Origin of the sequence: Lacicoccus alkaliphilus DSM 16010 (assembly GCF_900142805.1) — a bacterium.
Lineage (GTDB): Bacteria > Bacillota > Bacilli > Staphylococcales > Salinicoccaceae > Lacicoccus > Lacicoccus alkaliphilus.
Genome location: NZ_FRCF01000004.1, coordinates 40,881 through 60,557, shown reverse-complemented (window position 1 = coordinate 60,557; position 19,677 = coordinate 40,881). Strand labels below are relative to the sequence as shown.

Genomic DNA, 19,677 nt, shown 5'->3' with positions numbered 1-19,677 from the left:
CGTTTTATCCGCCTATATAACTCATATTGATTTTTTTACGTGCCTGTCTCCGCTCTTCCGTGATTTCCGTCCTGATTTCTGAATAGCGGTCGTCACGTTCATTCCAGACGCCGGTGAGGATCTCTTTCAACTCATCATCTTCAATGCCTTCACGCATCAATGTTTTGACGTCAAAGCCGTCAACTGCGAAAAGGCAGCCGTAAAACTTGCCGTCTGATGACAGTCTTGCACGTGTGCATGTCGAACAGAAACTCTCGGATACGCTCGTTATGAAACCGATATGGGAGTCCGCATCCTTATGGCGGTAGACTTTGGCCACTTCACCGTAATATTTCGGGTTAAGCGGTTCAAGATCGAACTCCCCCTCGGCTTCAAGCATTTCCATGATTTCTTTTTTGGTGATCACTTTATCGAAGTTCCAACCGTTGTCATTGCCGACGTCCATGAACTCGATGAAGCGCAGCGTGATGCCGTCCAGGTCTTTGAAATATCTTGTCATCGGTACGATTTCATGGTCATTCAGTCCTTTCTGGACCACCATGTTGATCTTGATCTCAAAACCGATCGACTGGGCATATTTGATCTGCTCCAGTATTCTGGAGGTGCCGATGCCGCGGTCGTTGATTTGTCCGAACAATTCGTCGTCCAGTGCATCCAGGCTGATGTTCAGCCTGCGCAGCCCGGCGTCGTATAATTTCTGACCGTGCTTTTTGAGCAGCAGGCCGTTCGTCGTGAGGCCGATATCCTCAATGCCTTCGATATTGTTCAGCGCTGCGATCAATTCGTGCAGGTCCTTGCGCAGGAGTGGTTCACCGCCGGTGATGCGCAATTTCTTGACGCCCATGCCTGCATATATTTTAGCGATCCTCTCAAGCTCTTCGAAGGACAGCAGCTCATCCCTTTTCATGAACTCGAAGTCATCGCCGAAAATCTCCTTGGGCATGCAGTAACGACACCTGAAATTACATCTGTCAGTCACGGAAATACGTAAATCCCTGATCGGTCTTCCAAACTTGTCTGTAATTTGCTGAGTCATAGCATCCCTCCTTATTCTATATCTTCTTTATAATTTATATTCCTGAATATCTCCGGGTCTTCGTCCATCTCCCGGATGTCCAGCTCGATCACTTCCCGGTTTTCAAAAAAAGCCCTGAAGCTCAGCCTTTTCGATTCGAGCTGACGCCGAAGGTCTTCCTTGAGCCCTGCACCCTGGTATACGCCAATCGTCGGATGCAGCTTCCCGTCTTCCGCCGAGATGACGATATGTTCCGGCCGGGCCGCTGCTGTGCTGTGCAGTGCCTGCAGCCATTCCTGCGATACGAATGGTGTGTCGCAGGATACGACCATGAGCCTGTCGGCCGGATATGCTCTTTTGACCGCATAGAGTCCACCGAGCGGTCCGTGGTCTTCATAGCGTTCATCATCGATGATGGTCCTGCAGCCGAAATGCGGCGCGAGCACCTTGTTGGTGTTGACGACGATTTCATCGCACAGGCCGGAAGCTGCGAGGCGGTCATAAACGTGTTCATACATCTTCCTGCCGTCGAACTCATATAAGCTTTTCTGCTCGCCGAACCGGGTGGACTTCCCCCCGGCCAGGACGACGCCGATCGTCTTCATCAGCCGCCGCTCACAGGCGGGATCAGTGCGATGGCATCCCCGCTCGTCAAAGTATGATCGTCCTTGACGAACGATTCATTACTCGCCACCTGGAACACTTCGCCTTCAAGTGACGGGTAATCCGCATAAATCCGAGCTTTAAGATCCGACACTTTCATCGAGCCGTCCGTTTCAAGCTCGATCACCTGATTGCCGACCTTTTCTTTCAGTCCGGCAAAAAGCATCACTTTCATGATTCATTCTCCTTTACACTGGAATGATAGTGGCGTGAATCTCCAATCCACTCTTCACCGTCAGACCATATTTCTTTTTTCCAGATCGGAACGATTTCCTTCAGGCGTTCGACTGCGTACTCGTTCGCCCTGTAACTATCGGCCCTGTGCGGTGAACTCGTTGCGATGACCACCGCGATATCTGAGATGTCGAGCTTCCCGATGCGGTGTCCGATGGAGGTCAATACACCCGGCCAGCGCTCGGAGATCTCATCCCCGATCTGGGCGAGCATTTTTTCAGCCATCGGAATATATGCTTCATATTCCAAATATATGGTTTGGGTGCCTTTCGTCCATTCCCTGACGTGTCCGGTGAATGTACATATCGCACCCTGCTTTTCGTTTAAGACGAACTCGTGGTAAGCCGTGGGTTCGAGTGGTACCTCCACTACTTCAAACTGTTTCATTCATCCTTACTCCATTCTTTGAACCAAGTCATGATATACTCCTCATCATAACGTATATCAAATGATTTTAATACATTCCGAAGACCGATATTAGTTAACTTTGTGTGACCACTTTTAAAGGAATATTCCATGAAGATCTTAGGAAAATCCTCCTCTTTGTAGCCTTCAATCAAAATAAAGTCGACCTGCCCGGAGAATCGATCGATCTGTGCGTGCAGATCCGGGGGGGTATTCTCAACGGTCATCACCGTCCCCGGTGTATTGAGTACGGTGAAATCCGCACCGCTCCTGATGAACTTCCCCGTGTCTGTCGCCTCGTCATGCACTGCGTCGCGGTGATGATGTTTGATGACCGCGACAGTGTGCCCCTGTGATTTCAAGTATCCGACCATACGGTCGACCGTAGTCGTCTTGCCGCTGTTCTTGAAGCCGGTGACCTGCAGTATCTTCATCTATTCCACTCCAAATTCATCCGCACCCGAAGTCACATCCGTCATCATCACTTTGACCGCATCGCCTTTTTCAAATCCGCGCGTGCCGCCGGGCAGCACGATGACGCCGTTGCTCTTCGCAATGGAAGTGACGGCGTTGGATTTATTGAAGCCCGAAGGCTTCGCATACACTTTCCCGCCGTCATATTCGATTTCCGCGCGTATGAAGCGGGTGAACGGATTCGGTTTGGTGAAATCTTCGTCCAGTTCAGCATCGATGAATGGCGCATGGACTTTCTCTGAAGACATCATCGCCTGGATTGCCGGACGGACGAACAATTCGAACCCCGAGTAGCAGGCGGACGGGTTGCCGCTCAGACCGAACAGCATCTTATCGCCGAGCCTGCTTACGGTCGTCACACTGCCCGGGCGCATGGCGACTTTATTGAACAGCACCTCGGCACCGAGCTTGTCGTATATTTTAGGGAGCAGATCATAATCACCGACGGAAACACCGCCCGTCGTGATGATGATATCCACTTCTTCCAGCATGCTCTTGATATTCTCATACAGTGTATCCAGGTCGTCACTCTGCAGATGATACTTTTTGCCTTCGATGCCAGCACGCTTCAGCTGGGCAAGGATCATCGGAGTGTTCGAATTTCTTATTTTACCACGAACGAGAGGGTCATTTACATCAAGAAGCTCACTGCCGGTCGACAGGACGCCGACTTCAGGTTTTTTGAAAACTTCGACCTCACTGTAACCGAATGTGGCGAGCACCGCCACAGTCCCCGGGTTGATCAGTGCACCCTTTTCCAGGATGATGTCCCCTTTTTCAGACTCTTCCCCCTGCATCGCGATGTTGTCGCCCGGTGTGAAGGTTTTACGCACTGTGAAACCCTCCCCGGTCTCCTTCGCCTGCTCGAACATGACGACCGTATCCGCACTCTCCGGAATCTCGGCGCCGGTCATGATGCGGAAAGCTTCGTTCGGCTGCAGCTCATAATCACTTGTGGCTCCCGCAGGCACCTCTTCGACCACTTTGAAAGGGATGCGGTTGTCCCCGCCCGCCCCTTCCGAATCACGCGCCCTTATGGCGAAACCGTCCATCGCGGACTTCGTGAATAAAGGTACATCGTGTGTCGCGACCAGGTCATTTGCGAGAATGCGGCCGTGTGCGTCCAGATAAGATACTACCTCTGTGCCTGTTAAAGTTATATTTTCAAGAACTGATGCCACTGCATCGTTCACAGGTATTGGTTTTCTATTCAAAGACATTGGCTCTCCTACTTTCCTAAAACTTTTTCTGTTATACTCTATTGTACTAGAAAGGATGGTTGGAATGGCAGAATTTACTCATTTTAACGAAGAAGGACGTGCCAAAATGGTCGACGTCTCGGATAAAGAAGTGTCGGTCAGGATCGCCAGGGCGATGAGCTCGGTCGAAGTGACCGAAGAAATCTACACTGCGATCACTGAAGGACAGATCAAGAAGGGCGATGTGCTTTCCGTTGCCCAGATTGCAGGCATCATGGCTGCAAAAAACACCCACCAGATCATCCCGATGTGCCACCCCCTGTCGCTGTCCGGTGTGGATATTTCATTCAGCTGGGACACGGAGGGAGGATTTCTCCTGAATATCGTCACGGAAGTGAAGACCAAGGGCCGGACCGGCGTCGAAATGGAAGCTTTGACCGCCGCAAGCGCCGCAGCCCTCACAGTCTATGATATGTGCAAGGCACTTGATAAGGGCATGATCATACATGAGACGAAACTCGTCTCGAAATCCGGAGGCAAATCCGGCGACTATGTTGTGGAATAAGGATATTGTATGATTGTCTGCTCATTCGTCGTTTAAAAATATGATGGGTGAGCAGATTTTTATTTCGGCTGCTCATTCAACGATGATTCCGATGCTGAGTGAGCAGATTTTCGCGCAGCCTGCTCATTCAACGATGATTCCGATGATGAATGAGCAGTTTTTCGCGCCGCCTGCTCATTCAATGATGATTTCGATGCTGAGTGAGCAGATTTTCGCGCCGCCTGCTCATTCAACGATGATTCCGATGCTGAGTGAGCAGATTTTTGCGCCGGCTGCTCATTCGTCATCGAAAAATATGATGAGTGAGCAGTTTTTTATTTGGGCTGCTCATTCAACGATGATTCCGATGCTGAGTGAGCAGATTTTCGCGCCGCCTGCTCATTCAATGATGAGTTTCATCTCCAAATAAGCAGCTCCCCACCTGTACCCACCCACAAAAAAATCCCGCCCACGGATGCAGGCGGAATTATCCAATCAGTTTTCCTTCGTCACTTCAAACACAAGGTGGTTCAGCTCGGGCACGACGAGTTTTTCCATCGCGAGCTTCACCGCACCGCTGGAGCCCGGCATCGATATGATGACCTGGCTGCCGTGCGTCCCGGCCACCGCCCTCGAAAGGATGCTTCTCGAACCGATGTCCTCCGTATAGCTCAACATCCGGAAAATCTCCCCGAATCCTTCAATCTCTTTATCAAAAAACGTGCGCACTGCCTCAATCGTCACGTCTCTCGCCGCAATGCCTGTGCCTCCTGTAGTGATGACGGCATCGACGCCGTCATCCAGCATGCCGGACACCGCTTCTTTGATCGAAGCCTCGTCATCTTTGACGATTGTATAATGCTCTTCCTTCACCACTGTATTAATCTCCGCCAAGTATTCCTGCACCAGCTTGCCGCCTTTATCGGTCTCCACCGTCCTTGTGTCACTCACGGTGATCACAGCGACATCGATATCACGGTCGATCCTCTCCACTATGCTCATGTCAACTCTCCTATCCGAATAATTGATTCACGATCGTCCGGGCTTTATTCGTCTGGTCTGCACCATGGATCAATAAACGCCCGTTGTTGAAACTGACGATGCGGTAATCATCATATCTGAATTCCACGAAATAAGGTGTTTCATGCATCGGTATGTTCCGGTCATTCAACGCCCCGACGACGATATCCTGCGTCAGCCGTTCATCGATGTACTGGACCGTATCCCGTCCGCACAATCTCATCGACATGCTTGAGGCATCATTGATCTCGAGTTCCGGATACTCATGCGTGCCGCATGTCGCACATTCATCTTCCTTCATACCGTCGATCCTGAACTTCATATGGTCCATATCCCACACGTTGCCCATGCGCATATGGAACGGTGCACTGAACTGATCTGTCATGATCTTGAACGCCGTCGTCACCTGTTCCGACACTGCCATATGGACCGCCGGGGAAATCACCCCCACAGTGTCGCATGTCAGGGTGGTCGTCGGCAGCACCGGCACCAGGCATCTGTAGCACGGCGTCACACCCGGCACAAATCCGCAGCTCGAGTATGAAGCTTCGACACATGCGGCATACACCCACGGCGTGCCGGTCTTGAAGGCCACATCATTGATGAGCATACGCGTATCGAAATTATCCGTGCCGTCCAGGATGAGGTCCGCTTCTTTGGCAAGGGATTCCAGCAGCAGTGCATCCGCATGGGCGATATGCGTATCGACCTCGATATCGCTCCGGATGTCCTTCAGCCGCTCGGCACCGGCGATGACTTTTGGAATTTTTCCGTTGGCATCATCTTCGGTGAACAGCGTCTGCCGCTGCAGATTCGACAGTTCCACATAATCGCGGTCCACGAGTATGAGTTTGCCGACCCCGGCCCGCGCCAGCATTTCGCTTGAAAGCGAACCAAGCGCCCCCACCCCGACGATGAGGACTGTCCGGGAGTGGATGAGGCGCTGGCCTGCATTGCCTATTTTATTGAATAAAGTCTGCCTTGAATATCTGTTCATCATTTTCACTCTCTAAATTCTATTTGCCTTAACTCTACTACGCAAGTATAACATTGTAAACAAGGCAATCACACAGGCACCCGTCAAAAGGTGGAACGCGAGCATATATGTGCCCGTCGCTTCATAAGTCGCCTGCATGACCAGTGGCGGGAAGAATCCGCCGAGGCCGCCCATCATCGCGACGAAGCCGTTTGCGATGCCGGCCTGGCTGGAGAAGTACATCGGTACGAATTTAAACACCAGACCGTTGCCGATGCCCGCAAAGACCGATGTCGCAAGACAGCCGATCGTGAACAGCAGGAGGCTCTCGTAAGTGAATGACAGCAGCAGCCCTGAGAACGTCAGCCCGATGAACGAGACGATGACCATCGTGATCGGGTCGTACTTGTCCCCAAGCCAGCCGCCGACAGGTCTCAGGAGTGTGGCAATCACTATGAAACCGGCGGTCCTGAAACCGGCGTCCGCTGTGGAAAGGCCGAAGTATGTGACCAGGAAGTTCGGCAGGAAGATGCCGAACGCAACGAATACACCGAAAGTGATGAAGTACCAGTAATTCAGGAGATAGAAGCGGTAATCCGTTATCGCTTCCCTGAACTGCTTGCCGAGAGGCAGGTTGACTTTCTTTTCCTCCCTGTCCCCGATGAAGAACTGCAGAAGTGCAAACAGTGCCAGTACGATCAGGTAAGTCTGTACAGCCGCCTGCCAGCCGCCGAATAAACCGGCGAGGACCGGGGCGCCGAAGCTTGTCACGGCTGTTCCGATGTTACCCATGCCGTAGACGCCGTTGACGAAACCGTGCTTGTTCTTATCATAATATTTCGGAAGGGCCGTGACGCCGATGCTGAATGTCGCGCCGCCGATCCCGAGGAACACTGCGGCTATGATCAGGTCCGTCGTCGTCGTCGCCATACTGAGATAAAAGACTGGAATCAGCAGGAAGATGAAACTCGCTAAAAATACTAATCTTGCTCCGATCTTATTCGTCATGATACTGAACGGAATTCTGAGCAACGAACCGAGGACCGTCGGCAACGCGACGATCAATGCCTGATGAGCCGCCGCTTCCGGGATATCCTTCACGATTTCCGGGAATAACGGTGCGAGCAGCGTCCACACCATGAATCCGACCAATAAGCTGAATGTCTGAAGTAATAACTGTTTTTTCCCCATGGTTTCTGACATGCAATCAACCTCACTAATTTGTGAATTTATTTACATATTCATTATAAGTCGTCATGGCAGGTGTGGAAAGAGGGAAATCCCTGAATTTCATTCAATCCACTATCAAAGTATTGACCTGCTCGAGCAATACTTCTTCATCTATCTTCTTCAACATTTTTTCAGCCATATCAAATAAAACGGCCTCTTCCTTGACCATATGTACCATCAGGACTTCATAGGCTTCCATCACGTCTTTCACCATATCATGCATCGCAGTGATGTCCATCTCCGTCGAAACCTGCTCTGAATGGTGCAGGAAATGATCGATGTAAGCATCGATCTCCCCGTGTTCCTCCTCTATCGACAATATCGGCCCCTGTTCATAACCAATATAGACTCCGAGCATCGGAAAAAAGTATTTCTCCTCCTTTTCCTGATGCTTTTTCAGAGGCGTCCGGAACGCCTTCAGCTTTTCCCTGATTTCCTTTATCACCATCATGCCTTCCAGACGGCTGTAGACATCCCCGTTTTCAAATTTCAATACATACTGAAACCACTCATTCATCATATAACGGATGTAATGGTGTTCATTCTCCAATACGCGGAGTGCCTTGATTTTGTACTTGAATTCATTTGCCTGCATATCTCATCACCTACCATCAAATATCGAAAAGCTTTTTTCTGACCGCATATTCCACGAGCTCCGGCCTGGAGCCCAGACCGAGCTTATCCATGATCCTGGATTTATGTGCTTCAACGGTCTTGACCGATATGAACAGCATTTCTGCAATATCCTTGTTGCCGTACCCTTTGGCGACCAGCGGCAATATTTCCAGTTCGCGCTGCGTCAATATGTTGAACGGCTCTTTGTCATGCTCCGGTATCTCGTCAGTGACCAGAAACTTTTCGAATGACGCATTCATCAGCACCGGATCGATATACCGTTCACCCTTTGCAACGGTCCTGATCGCTTTGATCAATTCATCATCCGGGGAGTTCTTCAAAATATATCCGAGCGCCCCGCTTTTGAAAGTATGTGTGATGTATTCCTCATCGTCATACATCGTGAGGATCAGGATCTTCACTTCAGGGAACATATCGTGTATCTTACTCGCTGCAAATAGTCCTGATTCTCCCGGCGGCATACTTAAATCCAGCAGCAGCACATCCGGGGAAAGCTCCTTCACTTTCTCGAATGCCTGTCTGCCGTCGGCGGCCGTCCCTACCACTTCCATGCCTTCCTGATAATTCAGGAGCATTGAAAATCCCGTCCTTACGACTGCATGATCATCTGCAATAACAAGTTTCATAATACTCTCTCCTCGACAGGGATATATCCCTCCACTTTGGTACCGACCCCCGGCTCGCTGTTTATATTCAGCACGCCGTCCACGCTGTTGATCCGTTCGTGCATCCCGAAGAGGCCCAGGCCTGAACCCCGGGGTCCGTCCTCCATGAGGAAACCTGCCCCTTCATCCTTAATTTCAAGATAGAGCTGCATGCCGGAATGAGATGCGGATTCCTGTAGATTCACCATGATTTCATCAATGCCTGAGTATTTGACGGCATTGAATACAGCCTCCTGGATGACGCGGTAGACGACCGTCTCCACTTCAGCCCGGTAGCGCTTCTTGTTCAGGTTCGTCCTGAAGTCGACCAGAATGCCGTACTGTCTCTGCATCCATTTGAAATGTGTCCTGAGGGCAGCTTCGATGCCAAGGTCATCCAGACTCGCAGGCCTCAGCTCCACAGAAATGTTCCTGACATAATCCAGGAGGTGGCTGAGCGTCTCTTCGGAGTCCTTTATCTTCCTGTCCAGTTCGGTCCTGTCCGTGGAATACTTGTACAGTCTCATCTCGAGCAGCACATTCAGCAGCTCCTGCGTCACACCGTCGTGCAGGTCCCTCGATATCCTCTTCCGCTCGTCCTCCTGAGCCTGTATGATCCTCTGTGTGAGCAGCTTCTGATGTTCGAACTCCTGTTGTTTCATCAGCTCGGAGAGCGGATTCAGCGTGAAGACGCTGATATGGTTTTTCGGGTCGATCTGCTGGAAGTTGGCGATATATGCCGCCTTCTCACCGGAACGTGTACGCAAATATACTTGGAATGTCATTTTTTCCCTGCTCATCAAAAAGCAGTTTGTACAGTCAGGGTCATCACCATCAGCCATACCCAAACAATGACCGCAGATGTTAACGAACTGATCGCGGTCATAGTCACTTAAATCCAATGTTTTTTCAGCCTGGGCATTCAGATGGATGATTTCACCTTTTTGATCGACGAATAATATCATCTCTTTCGACCGGTGGAACATCGCTTCGAGGAGCGCAGTCAAATCATGTGTTTTCATAAAGCATCACTTCTTTTAAAAATTCCGGCCGCAGACGCGCTTCAACATCCACCTTGATGGCCGCATACTCTTCTTCGCTGATGGTCCTCGGCTGCTTGTCGCCGAAGACCACAAGACCCGCAACCGCCTCTTCGTTGTTCCAGATCGGCATCGCTATGAAGCCGCGGATTTTTTCAAAATAGAGGATCGGGAGACGGAAAAGCTCTTCCTGACTGTATATTTTAAGTACATCCTGGACCACCAGGGATTTCCCGGTCTTCAGGACGACCCCCGTCAGCCCGCTGCCTTTCCTGAGTTCCATCCTTTTCCAGCGCTGACTGTCACTGCCGAGGACATACTTCCATTTGAATGTCCCCCTGGCGTTGTTCATCTCAGTCAACGCACCGATATCAAAACCGTATTTCTCCTTCAATTCCTGTAACTCATCTTTAACTGTCCGGTTCATAAAACCCCACCTCACCCCGATCTCTCTACTTCTTGTGCTTACGGTATACTATATAGCTTCTTCCGACATAGTTGAACGGCAGGCTCCATGCATGCACGAGCCGGGTGGCAGGCCACAGCGCGAATATCAGGAAGGCTGAAAGTACATGGATCTGGAAAGTAAGCGGCACATCAGTCATCAGTGATGCATCCGGGGAAAATGTGACAAGTCCCCTCGTCCATACTGAAATCGACTGACGATAATCGAAATCGGTCACGATATTATTTGTGACAAGTGTAGCATAAATGCCGATGAAAGTTATGAACAACAACAGGAAATTGACCACCATATCCGAAGCCGAACTCAGCTTGCGGACTGATTTATTGTTGATTCTCCTGAAAGTCAGCAGGAACATGCCGACAAACATGACTATTCCGAAAAATCCGCCGACATATACGGCACCGAGATGATAAATGTGCTCATTGACGCCGATGGCGCTCATCCAGTGGGCCGGGATGAACAGGCCGACGATGTGGCCGAGGAACACCGGTATCACGGCGAAGTGGAACAGTATGCTGCCCACCATCAATTGCTTCTTCTCGATGAACTCACTTGACTTCGCCGTCCAGCCGAATTGGTCGATCCTGTATCGCCAAATGTGGCCGACGATGAAAATAGCAACACACAGATAAGGGAAGATCACCCATAAAAATTGATCAAGCATTTTGTTCGCCCTCTTTCGTCGACGCGTTCACACACGCTTTGAAGGTTTCCCGTAATCCTTTGATCAGGTTGAAGTACGGGCTTTTATTGCGTTCCAGAGCCTGGATCATATGATATGTACCGTCTTCCAGGACCATGATCAATAAAGTCAGGCTTTCCTCTGCACGTTCGTCCCCCCGCCAGTCTGCAGCATAGAGGAACTCGAGCATGAGAGGCAGATAGTCGCTCAACTCATTGTCAGGCATCTTCAGACCGAACATTTCATACAGCACTTTCAATTTGGCCAGCATCTGGCCGCGCTCTTTCTGATCTTCAAACTTAAAATACGTCATATACAGGTTGGTTTCCCTGTCAAAATCAAAAGTCTGGGTATAGACCTGCTGGATGTCATCCAGACTGATGTCATGCATGTCCTCCCAGTATTGACTGATATAAGGGTAGGCAGGATGGGACGGATCAAACGCCCCATCGAACTCCCTTGGATGAAAATCAATTTTGGTCGGGAAGGTCAGCTGATTCGAGAAGAACCCGAACGACTGCTTGTATTTGTATAATTCATCCAGATTAATCACGCCAGATTCCCCCATAGAAATTCTGCTCGTAAACCTCTTTGCCTGTCTGGTTGCTGGTCGTCGAAGCCATCACCGGACCACAGCCGTCACAGTCGTCGCCACCGAATCCGTACCCTGTCGAGCCCTGCGCCCTGTAAGGATCCGTATACTGTTCCCGGTGGGTTGTAGGGATCACGAAGCGGTCTTCATATTTCGCTATCGCGAGCAGACGGTACATCATCTTCGTTTCGTTCGCCGTCATGCCGACACGCTCAAGTCTTGATTCGTCGAAGTCCTTGCCGCTTGAAATGGCCCTCATGTACTGTCTCATCATCGCCATTTTCTGCAGTGCGCCCTTGACCGGTTCCACATCCCCTGCCGTCAGCATGTTTGCAAGATACTGGAGCGGAATCCTCATTTCCTCAATCGCCGGGAATATGGCATCCGGGTTCTTGATCGAGTCCTTGCCTTCGAAGTAGTTCATGATCGGGCTGAGCGGCGGGCAGTACCACACCATCGGCATCGTACGGTATTCAGGGTGGAGCGGGAATGCAAGCTTGTATTCGACTGCCAGTTTATAGACCGGAGAGTTCTGCGCCGCTTCGATCCAGTCGCTGGAGATGCCGTCACGTTCCGCCTGTGCGATCACTTCAGGATCGTTCGGATCAAGGAACAGGTCGAGCTGCGCTTCATAGAGGTCTTTTTCATTTTCGGTTGCAGCCGCTTCAAGTACACGGTCAGCATCATACAGGAGTACACCCAGGTAACGCATTCTCCCTGTGCATGTCTCTGAACAGACGGTCGGAAGTCCGGCCTCGACACGCGGGAAGCAGAATGTGCATTTTTCAGCTTTGTTCGTCTTCCAGTTGAAGTAGACCTTTTTATAAGGACAGCCGGTCATGCAGTATCTCCAGCCGCGGCATGCTTCCTGGTCGACCAGCACGATGCCGTCCTCGTCACGTTTGTACATCGCACCTGAGGGACAGCTTGCCACACAGCTCGGGTTCAGGCAGTGCTCGCAGAGCCTCGGCAGGTACATCATGAAGGTCTTTTCAAAATTGAATTTGATCTCTTCCTCGATCTGCTGGATATTCGGGTCCTGCGGGCCTGTGATATGGCCACCGGCCAGATCATCTTCCCAGTTCGGCCCCCATTCAAGGTCCATCTTCTCACCCGAGACGACAGACCGCGCCGTCGCCACAGGACTGTGTTCACTTTCCTCTTTCGTGATCAGGTCCTGGTAGTTGTATGTCCAGGGCTCATAGTATTCCTTCATTTCCGGCATGTCCGGGTTGTAGAATATCTTACCCAGGGCGATCTTTGATAATTTCGTTCCGCTTTTCAGTTCCAGTCGGCCATTCTTGAGCTTCCAGCCGCCTTTATAATGCTCCTGGTCTTCCCAGCGTTTCGGGTAACCGATGCCGGGTTTCGTTTCAACGTTGTTGAACCACATATATTCTGCGCCCGGCCTGTTCGTCCAGGTGCTTTTACATGTCACACTGCACGTGTGACAACCGATACACTTGTCCAAGTTCATCACCATTGCAATTTGCGCTTTAATCTTCAAGCCAATTGACCTCCTTCATTTTTCTTACTGCCACATAAACATCCCTCTGGTTGCCGATCGGACCATAGTAGTTGAAACCGTAACTGATCTGGGCGTAACCCCCGGCCATCTGCGTCGGCTTCATGTGGATCCGCGTCGGTGCGTTATGGCTTCCGCCGCGCGTATCCGTGATTTCCGAGCCGGGCACTTCGATATGCTTATCCTGTGCGTGGTACATGAACATCGTACCTTTCGGCATTCTATGTGAAACGACAGCCCTTGCTGCCACAACACCATTCCTGTTGTAAACTTCCAGCCACTCATTATCTGCGATGTCATGCTCCTCTGCATCCTCATTGGAGAGCCAGACCGTCGGTCCGCCCCTGAAGAGCGTCAGCATGTGCAGGTTGTCCTGATAAGTCGAATGGATGTTCCATTTACCGTGCGGAGTCAGATATCTCAGGACGAGCGCATCCACCCCGCCTTTGATTTTCTTGTCTTTCGAGCCGAATACCATCGGCGGCAAGGTCGGCTTGTAGACCGGCAGCCCTTCCCCGAACTGCAGGAACATATTGTGGTCGATGTAGAAGGACTGGCGTCCTGTCAGCGTCCTGAACGGCACGTTCCGTTCCACGTTCGTGGTGAATGGATTGTAGCGCCTGCCCTGCTTGTTCGAACCCGGGAACACGGCGGTCGGAATCACTTCCCTCGGCTGCGCCGTGATGTTGTTGAATGTGATCTTTTCATTTTCACGTGCACTTGAAATGTCCCTGAGCTCCATGCCCGTCTGGTTTTCAAGATCGGCATACGATTTCTGCGAGACTGTACCGTTGGCACATGATGAAACATGCAGCACCACATCCGCAGCCCGCCTTGCCGTATCCATCCTCGGCAGCCCGTCTTTGATCGTGCCGTCGGTGTAGACGCCGTTCATCGACTTGAGCTCCTCATGCTGCTCCGTCACATCAAAGGAAACACCGTGAGCACCGATTTTGCCCCTGAATCCGGGACCGGCAGTGATGAACTTGTCATATACCTGCGCATAGTCCCTCTCGACGATTTTAAATGAGGGCATGGTCTTGCCCGGAATCGCTTCGATCTCACCTTTCGACCAGTCTTTGACCAGTCCGAGCGGCTGTGCCATCTCCTGGTTCGTATCGTGCGCGAGTGGTGCGCTGACGAGGTCTTTATAAGTTCCCGGCAGCTGGATCTTCGCCATTTCCGTGAATCCTTTCGCCAGGTCGCGGAAGATGTTCCAGTCGGATTTCGATTCCCATAATGGATCCACGGCCGGGTTGAACGGGTGGATGAACGGGTGCATGTCGGTACTTGAAATATCATGTTTTTCGTACCAGGTCGCCGCCGGCAGGACGACATCCGCATAAATCGGGGTCGCAGTCATCCGGAAATCGATGGCAACCATCAAATCGAGTTTCCCTTCGATGTCTTCGCCCCATTCGATCTCTTCAGGCTTGAAGTCCGCATTCGGCGATGCGAGCAGTCCGCTCTTCGTGCCGAGCAAGTGCTTCATGAAATATTCCTGCCCTTTTGCTGATGAAGATATCAGGTTCGAACGCCAAACGAAGAGCGTCTTCGGATGGTTCTGCTTTGCACCGGGATCTTCGACCGCAAACTTCGTTTCCTTGTTTTTCAGCTGCTCCACAGCCAGGTCGATCACCGCTTCGTCCGAGTCATCCCCTTTGGCTTTAGCCTCTTCGTAGAATGACAGGCTGCTCTTGTCGAACTGTGGGTAGGACGGCAGCCAGCCAAGCCTCGCAGCAAGGACGTTGTAGTCTGCAGGATGTTTATAGTCAATCTCTTCAGCAGTTGGGGACTGCAGGGTGTCCGCGCCCGCTTCTTCATATTTCCACTGCTCCGTTGCGAAATAGAACCAGCTCGTCGCATTCTGCTGGCGCGGCGGTGCCTGCCAGTCCTTTGCGAATGCGACATGGCCCCAGCCCTCATACGGACGCACTTTCTCCTGTCCGACATAATGCGCCCAGCCGCCACCGTTCTTGCCGACACAGCCGCACAGCATCACAAGGTTCAATATCGACCTGTAGATCGTGTCCGAGTTGAACCAGTGGTTGATGCCTGCACCCATGATGATCATGGAGCGTCCATCCGTATCCACAGCGTTCTGTGCGAATTCACGGGCAATCTGAACAACGACCGACTGCTTGACCGAGGTCACCTTTTCCTGCCACGCAGGTGTATATACCGAATTCTCATCATCGTAACCTTTGGCTTCGAACTCCGAGCCGAAACGCTGCACACCATATTGTGAAAGCATCAGGTCATAGATTGTGGCCGCATACTTTTCAGTACCATCCTCAAGGGTGACTTTCTTCGCCATGATCGGGCGGGTGAACGTGCTGTTTCCTGCGTTGTCGAAGTACGGGAATTCTATATTGATTTCCCGGCCTCCGAACTTCCCGACCGACATCGCCGGTTCGATCTCCGTGCCGTCATCGCGCTTCAGTTCCAGGTTCCATTTCTTCCCTTCTTCCCATCTCTGGCCGACAGTGCCGTTCGGCGCCACCAGGTCACCGGTGTTCTCATCCAGTATGACCGGCTTCCAATCCGCGTTTGCGCTGTCCATTCCGAGGTCGCTTTCCCTCAGGAAACGGCCGGCTTTGAGGGTGTCCTTAAAATCATCGAGCAGGATCAGGAATGGCAGATCCGTGAAACGTTTTGCATAATCGATGAACATCGGTTCCTGCCGCTGGTGATAGAATTCATCGAGGATGACATGTGTCATCGCCTGAGCCAGGGCTGCATCCGTGCCCGGGTTGGGCGCCAGCCAGTTATCTGCAAACTTGACGTTTTCTGCATAGTCCGGAGCGACGGAGACGATCTTGGTCCCTTTGTACCTCACTTCAGTCATGAAGTGTGCATCCGGTGTGCGTGTCAGCGGAACATTCGAGCCCCACATCATCAAGTAATTCGAGTTGTACCAATCGGCCGATTCGGGTACGTCCGTCTGGTCCCCCCAGATTTGTGGCGATGCATTCGGCAGGTCTGCATACCAGTCATAGAAACTGAGCATCTCGCCGCCCAGCAGGGTGATGAATCTTGAACCCGCCGCATAGCTGAGCATGCTCATCGCGGGAATCGGGGTGAAGCCTGCAATCCTGTCCGGTCCATACTTTTTGATCGTATAGATCAACTGGGCAGCAATCAGCTGCGTCACATCCCGCCAGTTCACACGCACATGTCCACCCATGCCGCGTGCCTGCTTGTACGACTTCGCCTTCTCAGGATCTTCTACGATGCTTGCCCATGCCTCCACCGGATCCTCCAATTCTTTCATGGCATCCTGCCACAGGCGCCAGAGCTTTCCGCGCATATACGGAAACTTGATGCGCATCGGGCTGTATTCGTACCATGAGAATGAGGCGCCTCGGGGACATCCTCTCGGCTCATACTCGGGCATGTCGGGTCCGCAGCTCGGATAATCCGTCTGCTGGTTTTCCCATGTGATGATCCCGTTCTTCACAAACACTTTCCACGAGCATGAACCCGTACAGTTCACACCGTGGGTCGTCCTGACGACTTTATCGTGGCTCCACCTTTGACGGTACATTTTTTCCCATTCGCGGCTCTTCTCTTCCATTATTGACCAGTTGCCGTTAAACTTCTCAGTCGGTTTAAAGAAATGAAGACCAAAGAGTTTGTCCATTAGCGTTCTCCTCCAAATACGATTCTCTCAAGATATTTACATTATCTGTTTTTATTGGTGAAAATAATATTAGGGAAAGTCCTAATCATTGAAGATTGAATTGTTAAGGAGATGTAAAGAACGTCAATACGACACCCCATTATGGTAGAATATAAGCGTTACAGGATGTGTAAATTCGAAAGGAGCCGCTGATATGCGCACTATTCTCGTTGTCGACGATGAACCCTCCATCGTCACTTTACTTAAATTCAATCTGGAGCAGGCGGGTTACAATGTTTTAACTGCAGAGGACGGCCGGACAGGGCTCGAGGCCGCGATGAATGAAAAACCAGATCTGATGGTCCTCGACCTCATGCTCCCCGGCATGGACGGCATGGAGGTATGCAAGACGCTGCGTCAGGAAAAGGTGAACCTGCCGATCCTGATGCTGACGGCGAAAGATGATGAGTTCGATAAAATACTCGGACTTGAACTCGGGGCGGATGATTACCTGACAAAGCCTTTCAGTCCGCGTGAAGTCGTCGCCCGGGTCAAGGCCATCCTCAGGCGCTCGCAGATCGAGGGCGCCGAAAAAACGGAGCAGACCCTGAAAATCGGCGAGATGGAAATCCACCTCGACCGTTTTGATGTATATTTCAAAGGCAGGCAGCTCATCCTGACCCCGAAGGAATTCGAATTGCTCCTTTATCTTGCCAATCACAAAGGGAAAGTGCTCAGCAGGGACCAGCTGCTGAACGGGGTATGGGACTTCCGGTATGACGGGGATACAAGAATCGTCGATGTCCACATCAGCCACCTGCGTGAAAAAATCGAGGAAGATACGAAGCAGCCGGTGTATATCAAGACCATCCGCGGATTCGGCTACAAACTGGAAGGTCCTGCCGAATGAATCGGCTGTGGTTCCGGATTACGCTCTCCTTCTCTTTACTGACACTCACCCTGCTGGTCTTCTTATGGTTCTTCATAACAAGCGTCAGTGAGAATTCGTTCAAACAGATGACGAGTGAGCATCTGTTTGAGAATGCCCAGCTGGTCGCCCAGCTCGTTGAGACCAGCGATCTTGAAGGCGGGACGGAAGCACTGCAGGAGAGGATTGAGCTGTTCAGGGAGCCTGTCGGCATGCGCTTCACCATCATCGATACAGACGGTGAAGTATTGGCAGACTCGGAGAGCGCACCTGAAACGATGGAAAACCACAGTGACCGGCCGGAAGTGCAGGAAGTGATCGAAAACGAGCAGGAAGCCGGGGAAGCCATCCGGTTCAGCGAAACCGAAGAAATCGAAATGATGTATGTCGCCAGCCCGATCTACAACGAAGAAGGTGTCATCAGGGGCATCATCAGGACTTCGTATCCACTCGACAGCATCGAAGATACCATGATCGTATTCTGGCGCGGGCTCGCAGTCTTCCTCGCCATCATCCTGGTGATTGCGGCGGTTGCGGCAAGCATACTTGCAAGGAACATCACCCGGCCCCTCAGCGATATCACCGCGGTGACGAAGCGGCTGAGCGGGAAAGATTACAGCAGCAGGGTCCATACTGAAGTTTCCGGAGAAATCGGGGAACTGGCCGGTTCGGTGAACGATCTTGCCATGAACCTTCAAAACCAGATGCGCGCCCTCCATGAAAACGAGCAGCAGTTGTCCACCATCCTATCCAATATGGTGAGCGGGGTCATGCTCATCAACCAGGAAGGCAGGATACTGATGATCAACTCGGCCATGGAGAAGTTCCTCGGCCAGCATAATCAGCATATCTTGGGGCATGACTACAGGGATTTCGATGACAGCCTCGGGCTGAGGGATGGCATAGCGAAAGTCTTCGAAGAAAATGAAAAGATCCAAAAAGAGGTGGCTGCCGGTCAGGTGACAAAAAAAGTGTTCGACGCCCATTTCGGGCCATACTACGGCAACGGCTGGAAGCAGCGCGGTGTCATCATCGTGCTCCATGACATCACCGATATAAAACGTCTTGAGAATATGAGGAGTGACTTTGTGGCCAATGTTTCCCACGAGCTCAAGACGCCGGTCACTTCGCTCAAAGGTTTCTCTGAAACACTGCTCAGCGGAGAAGTGACTGATGAAGAGACCGCGCGCTCATTCCTCCAGATCATCCATGATGAAAGTGAGCGCATAGACCGGCTCATCCGGGATCTGCTCCATCTGTCGCACATCGAAAATAAAGTCTCCCCGCTGAATATTGGGGAGGTGGCCCTGGTGAGGCTGACTCATGGCATCACGCACACGCTGTCCAAGGCGATTTCGGACAAGGGGCTTGAAATCATACTTCCACCGCCTGCGGAAGAGGTCTTCATAGAAGGGGACCAGGACCGGCTGAATCAGATCCTTACGAATTTGATTGCAAATGCGATCACTTACACGGGAGAGGGCGGAAAAATCGACATTTCAATCGAGGAGACCCCTTTTGATGTCAGAATCTCGGTCAGTGATACAGGTATCGGCATACCTGCGGAAAATATCCCCAGAGTTTTTGAAAGGTTCTACAGGGTGGATAAGGCACGTTCCAGAAATTCCGGCGGCACGGGACTCGGACTCGCCATCGTGAAGCACCTTGTCGAGTCGCATAAAGGGAAGATAGAATTGACGAGTGTCGAAGGCGAAGGCACCACATTCACAGTCATCCTTCCAATTTCACAATAAAAGAGCCTCCGGCCTGGTTTCCCGTCAC

21 protein-coding genes are annotated in these 19,677 nt (G+C 51.4%); 4 read left to right on the top strand and 17 right to left on the bottom strand.

Annotation, left to right across the window (positions count from 1 at the left end; translation table 11 throughout):
• Nucleotides 1-4: 4 nt before the first annotated feature.
• Genes moaA through BUA12_RS06515 form a run of 6 tightly spaced genes read right to left on the bottom strand, consistent with a single transcriptional unit; the run spans nt 5 to nt 4,011 of the window.
• Entirely contained in the window at nt 5-1,036 is a 1,032-nt protein-coding gene (gene moaA / locus BUA12_RS06540; RefSeq protein ID WP_072709643.1) for a GTP 3',8-cyclase MoaA, read from the bottom strand.
• An 11-nt stretch (nt 1,037-1,047) separates the two neighbouring features.
• Entirely contained in the window at nt 1,048-1,620 is a 573-nt protein-coding gene (gene mobA, locus BUA12_RS06535) for a molybdenum cofactor guanylyltransferase (RefSeq protein ID WP_072709641.1), read from the bottom strand.
• Complete coding sequence (locus BUA12_RS06530; protein WP_072709639.1) at nt 1,620-1,853, bottom strand: MoaD/ThiS family protein; 234 nt, start codon at nt 1,851-1,853, stop codon at nt 1,620-1,622. The genes mobA and BUA12_RS06530 overlap by 1 nt, the downstream gene beginning before the upstream one ends.
• Nucleotides 1,850-2,299, bottom strand: coding sequence for a molybdenum cofactor biosynthesis protein MoaE (locus tag BUA12_RS06525; RefSeq protein WP_072709636.1), 450 nt, complete (start codon nt 2,297-2,299; stop codon nt 1,850-1,852). Before BUA12_RS06525 ends, BUA12_RS06530 begins: the two co-directional genes overlap by 4 nt.
• Nucleotides 2,296-2,751: a molybdopterin-guanine dinucleotide biosynthesis protein B gene (gene mobB, locus BUA12_RS06520; protein ID WP_072709634.1), complete on the bottom strand. Its 456-nt coding sequence runs from the start codon at nt 2,749-2,751 to the stop codon at nt 2,296-2,298. Before mobB ends, BUA12_RS06525 begins: the two co-directional genes overlap by 4 nt.
• The gene (locus tag BUA12_RS06515; RefSeq protein WP_072709632.1) at nt 2,752-4,011 is read right to left on the bottom strand and encodes a molybdopterin molybdotransferase MoeA; all 1,260 of its coding nucleotides are present in this window, start codon (nt 4,009-4,011) and stop codon (nt 2,752-2,754) included.
• Between the two features lie 64 nt (nt 4,012-4,075).
• Here BUA12_RS06515 and moaC point away from each other — a divergent pair, with 64 nt between their 5' ends.
• Both moaC and BUA12_RS06505 read left to right on the top strand, forming a co-directional pair.
• Nucleotides 4,076-4,555 (top strand): cyclic pyranopterin monophosphate synthase MoaC, encoded by a 480-nt coding sequence (gene moaC / locus BUA12_RS06510; protein WP_072709630.1) that lies wholly within the window; start codon nt 4,076-4,078, stop codon nt 4,553-4,555.
• A gap of 40 nt (nt 4,556-4,595) precedes the next feature.
• Nucleotides 4,596-4,964: a hypothetical protein gene (locus BUA12_RS06505; protein ID WP_143146101.1), complete on the top strand. Its 369-nt coding sequence runs from the start codon at nt 4,596-4,598 to the stop codon at nt 4,962-4,964.
• Between the two features lie 65 nt (nt 4,965-5,029).
• On the opposite strand, the gene BUA12_RS06500 is transcribed toward BUA12_RS06505, so the two are convergent.
• The 11 genes from BUA12_RS06500 to BUA12_RS06450 form a co-directional block, all read right to left on the bottom strand.
• Nucleotides 5,030-5,536, bottom strand: a complete 507-nt coding sequence (locus BUA12_RS06500) for a MogA/MoaB family molybdenum cofactor biosynthesis protein (RefSeq protein WP_072709626.1) — start codon at nt 5,534-5,536, stop codon at nt 5,030-5,032.
• A gap of 10 nt (nt 5,537-5,546) precedes the next feature.
• A complete protein-coding gene (locus BUA12_RS06495; RefSeq protein ID WP_245772765.1) occupies nt 5,547-6,551 on the bottom strand; it encodes a ThiF family adenylyltransferase in 1,005 nt (334 codons plus the stop codon).
• A gap of 12 nt (nt 6,552-6,563) precedes the next feature.
• Nucleotides 6,564-7,733, bottom strand: a complete 1,170-nt coding sequence (locus BUA12_RS06490) for a nitrate/nitrite transporter (RefSeq protein WP_143146100.1) — start codon at nt 7,731-7,733, stop codon at nt 6,564-6,566.
• Between the two features lie 91 nt (nt 7,734-7,824).
• Complete coding sequence (locus tag BUA12_RS06485; protein WP_072709622.1) at nt 7,825-8,355, bottom strand: hemerythrin domain-containing protein; 531 nt, start codon at nt 8,353-8,355, stop codon at nt 7,825-7,827.
• A gap of 16 nt (nt 8,356-8,371) precedes the next feature.
• Nucleotides 8,372-9,022, bottom strand: a complete 651-nt coding sequence (locus tag BUA12_RS06480) for a response regulator (RefSeq protein WP_072709620.1) — start codon at nt 9,020-9,022, stop codon at nt 8,372-8,374.
• Entirely contained in the window at nt 9,019-10,062 is a 1,044-nt protein-coding gene (locus tag BUA12_RS06475) for a sensor histidine kinase (protein WP_072709618.1), read from the bottom strand. The genes BUA12_RS06480 and BUA12_RS06475 overlap by 4 nt, the downstream gene beginning before the upstream one ends.
• Nucleotides 10,049-10,507: a GAF domain-containing protein gene (locus BUA12_RS06470; protein ID WP_072709616.1), complete on the bottom strand. Its 459-nt coding sequence runs from the start codon at nt 10,505-10,507 to the stop codon at nt 10,049-10,051. Before BUA12_RS06470 ends, BUA12_RS06475 begins: the two co-directional genes overlap by 14 nt.
• 25 nt (nt 10,508-10,532) lie before the next feature.
• On the bottom strand, nt 10,533-11,210 hold the full coding sequence (gene narI / locus BUA12_RS06465) for a respiratory nitrate reductase subunit gamma (protein ID WP_072709614.1): 678 nt from the start codon (nt 11,208-11,210) through the stop codon (nt 10,533-10,535).
• The gene (gene narJ, locus BUA12_RS06460; RefSeq protein WP_072709613.1) at nt 11,203-11,781 is read right to left on the bottom strand and encodes a nitrate reductase molybdenum cofactor assembly chaperone; all 579 of its coding nucleotides are present in this window, start codon (nt 11,779-11,781) and stop codon (nt 11,203-11,205) included. The genes narI and narJ overlap by 8 nt, the downstream gene beginning before the upstream one ends.
• Complete coding sequence (gene narH / locus BUA12_RS06455; protein ID WP_072709611.1) at nt 11,774-13,327, bottom strand: nitrate reductase subunit beta; 1,554 nt, start codon at nt 13,325-13,327, stop codon at nt 11,774-11,776. Before narH ends, narJ begins: the two co-directional genes overlap by 8 nt.
• Complete coding sequence (locus BUA12_RS06450; RefSeq protein WP_072709609.1) at nt 13,317-16,988, bottom strand: nitrate reductase subunit alpha; 3,672 nt, start codon at nt 16,986-16,988, stop codon at nt 13,317-13,319. Before BUA12_RS06450 ends, narH begins: the two co-directional genes overlap by 11 nt.
• 193 nt (nt 16,989-17,181) lie before the next feature.
• Here BUA12_RS06450 and BUA12_RS06445 point away from each other — a divergent pair, with 193 nt between their 5' ends.
• Nucleotides 17,182-17,877, top strand: coding sequence for a response regulator transcription factor (locus tag BUA12_RS06445; protein WP_072709607.1), 696 nt, complete (start codon nt 17,182-17,184; stop codon nt 17,875-17,877).
• The gene (gene pnpS / locus BUA12_RS06440; RefSeq protein WP_072709605.1) at nt 17,874-19,649 is read left to right on the top strand and encodes a two-component system histidine kinase PnpS; all 1,776 of its coding nucleotides are present in this window, start codon (nt 17,874-17,876) and stop codon (nt 19,647-19,649) included. Before BUA12_RS06445 ends, pnpS begins: the two co-directional genes overlap by 4 nt.
• The last annotated feature ends 28 nt before the right edge of the window (nt 19,650-19,677 follow it).

What these genes read in the sequence shown, in the direction of transcription:
- narI (WP_072709614.1), bottom strand. Translation starts at nt 11,210, where the DNA reads ATGCTTGATCAATTTTTATGGGTGATCTTCCCTTATCTGTGTGTTGCT.
- moaA (WP_072709643.1), bottom strand. Translation starts at nt 1,036, where the DNA reads ATGACTCAGCAAATTACAGACAAGTTTGGAAGACCGATCAGGGATTTA.
- BUA12_RS06490 (WP_143146100.1), bottom strand. Translation starts at nt 7,733, where the DNA reads ATGTCAGAAACCATGGGGAAAAAACAGTTATTACTTCAGACATTCAGC.
- BUA12_RS06480 (WP_072709620.1), bottom strand. Translation starts at nt 9,022, where the DNA reads ATGAAACTTGTTATTGCAGATGATCATGCAGTCGTAAGGACGGGATTT.
- pnpS (WP_072709605.1), top strand. Translation starts at nt 17,874, where the DNA reads ATGAATCGGCTGTGGTTCCGGATTACGCTCTCCTTCTCTTTACTGACA.
- BUA12_RS06530 (WP_072709639.1), bottom strand. Translation starts at nt 1,853, where the DNA reads ATGAAAGTGATGCTTTTTGCCGGACTGAAAGAAAAGGTCGGCAATCAG.
- BUA12_RS06495 (WP_245772765.1), bottom strand. Translation starts at nt 6,551, where the DNA reads ATGAACAGATATTCAAGGCAGACTTTATTCAATAAAATAGGCAATGCA.
- moaC (WP_072709630.1), top strand. Translation starts at nt 4,076, where the DNA reads ATGGCAGAATTTACTCATTTTAACGAAGAAGGACGTGCCAAAATGGTC.
- BUA12_RS06500 (WP_072709626.1), bottom strand. Translation starts at nt 5,536, where the DNA reads ATGAGCATAGTGGAGAGGATCGACCGTGATATCGATGTCGCTGTGATC.
- BUA12_RS06470 (WP_072709616.1), bottom strand. Translation starts at nt 10,507, where the DNA reads ATGAACCGGACAGTTAAAGATGAGTTACAGGAATTGAAGGAGAAATAC.
- BUA12_RS06515 (WP_072709632.1), bottom strand. Translation starts at nt 4,011, where the DNA reads ATGTCTTTGAATAGAAAACCAATACCTGTGAACGATGCAGTGGCATCA.
- BUA12_RS06445 (WP_072709607.1), top strand. Translation starts at nt 17,182, where the DNA reads ATGCGCACTATTCTCGTTGTCGACGATGAACCCTCCATCGTCACTTTA.
- BUA12_RS06485 (WP_072709622.1), bottom strand. Translation starts at nt 8,355, where the DNA reads ATGCAGGCAAATGAATTCAAGTACAAAATCAAGGCACTCCGCGTATTG.
- mobB (WP_072709634.1), bottom strand. Translation starts at nt 2,751, where the DNA reads ATGAAGATACTGCAGGTCACCGGCTTCAAGAACAGCGGCAAGACGACT.
- mobA (WP_072709641.1), bottom strand. Translation starts at nt 1,620, where the DNA reads ATGAAGACGATCGGCGTCGTCCTGGCCGGGGGGAAGTCCACCCGGTTC.
- BUA12_RS06505 (WP_143146101.1), top strand. Translation starts at nt 4,596, where the DNA reads ATGATGGGTGAGCAGATTTTTATTTCGGCTGCTCATTCAACGATGATT.
- BUA12_RS06525 (WP_072709636.1), bottom strand. Translation starts at nt 2,299, where the DNA reads ATGAAACAGTTTGAAGTAGTGGAGGTACCACTCGAACCCACGGCTTAC.
- BUA12_RS06450 (WP_072709609.1), bottom strand. Translation starts at nt 16,988, where the DNA reads ATGGACAAACTCTTTGGTCTTCATTTCTTTAAACCGACTGAGAAGTTT.
- BUA12_RS06475 (WP_072709618.1), bottom strand. Translation starts at nt 10,062, where the DNA reads ATGAAAACACATGATTTGACTGCGCTCCTCGAAGCGATGTTCCACCGG.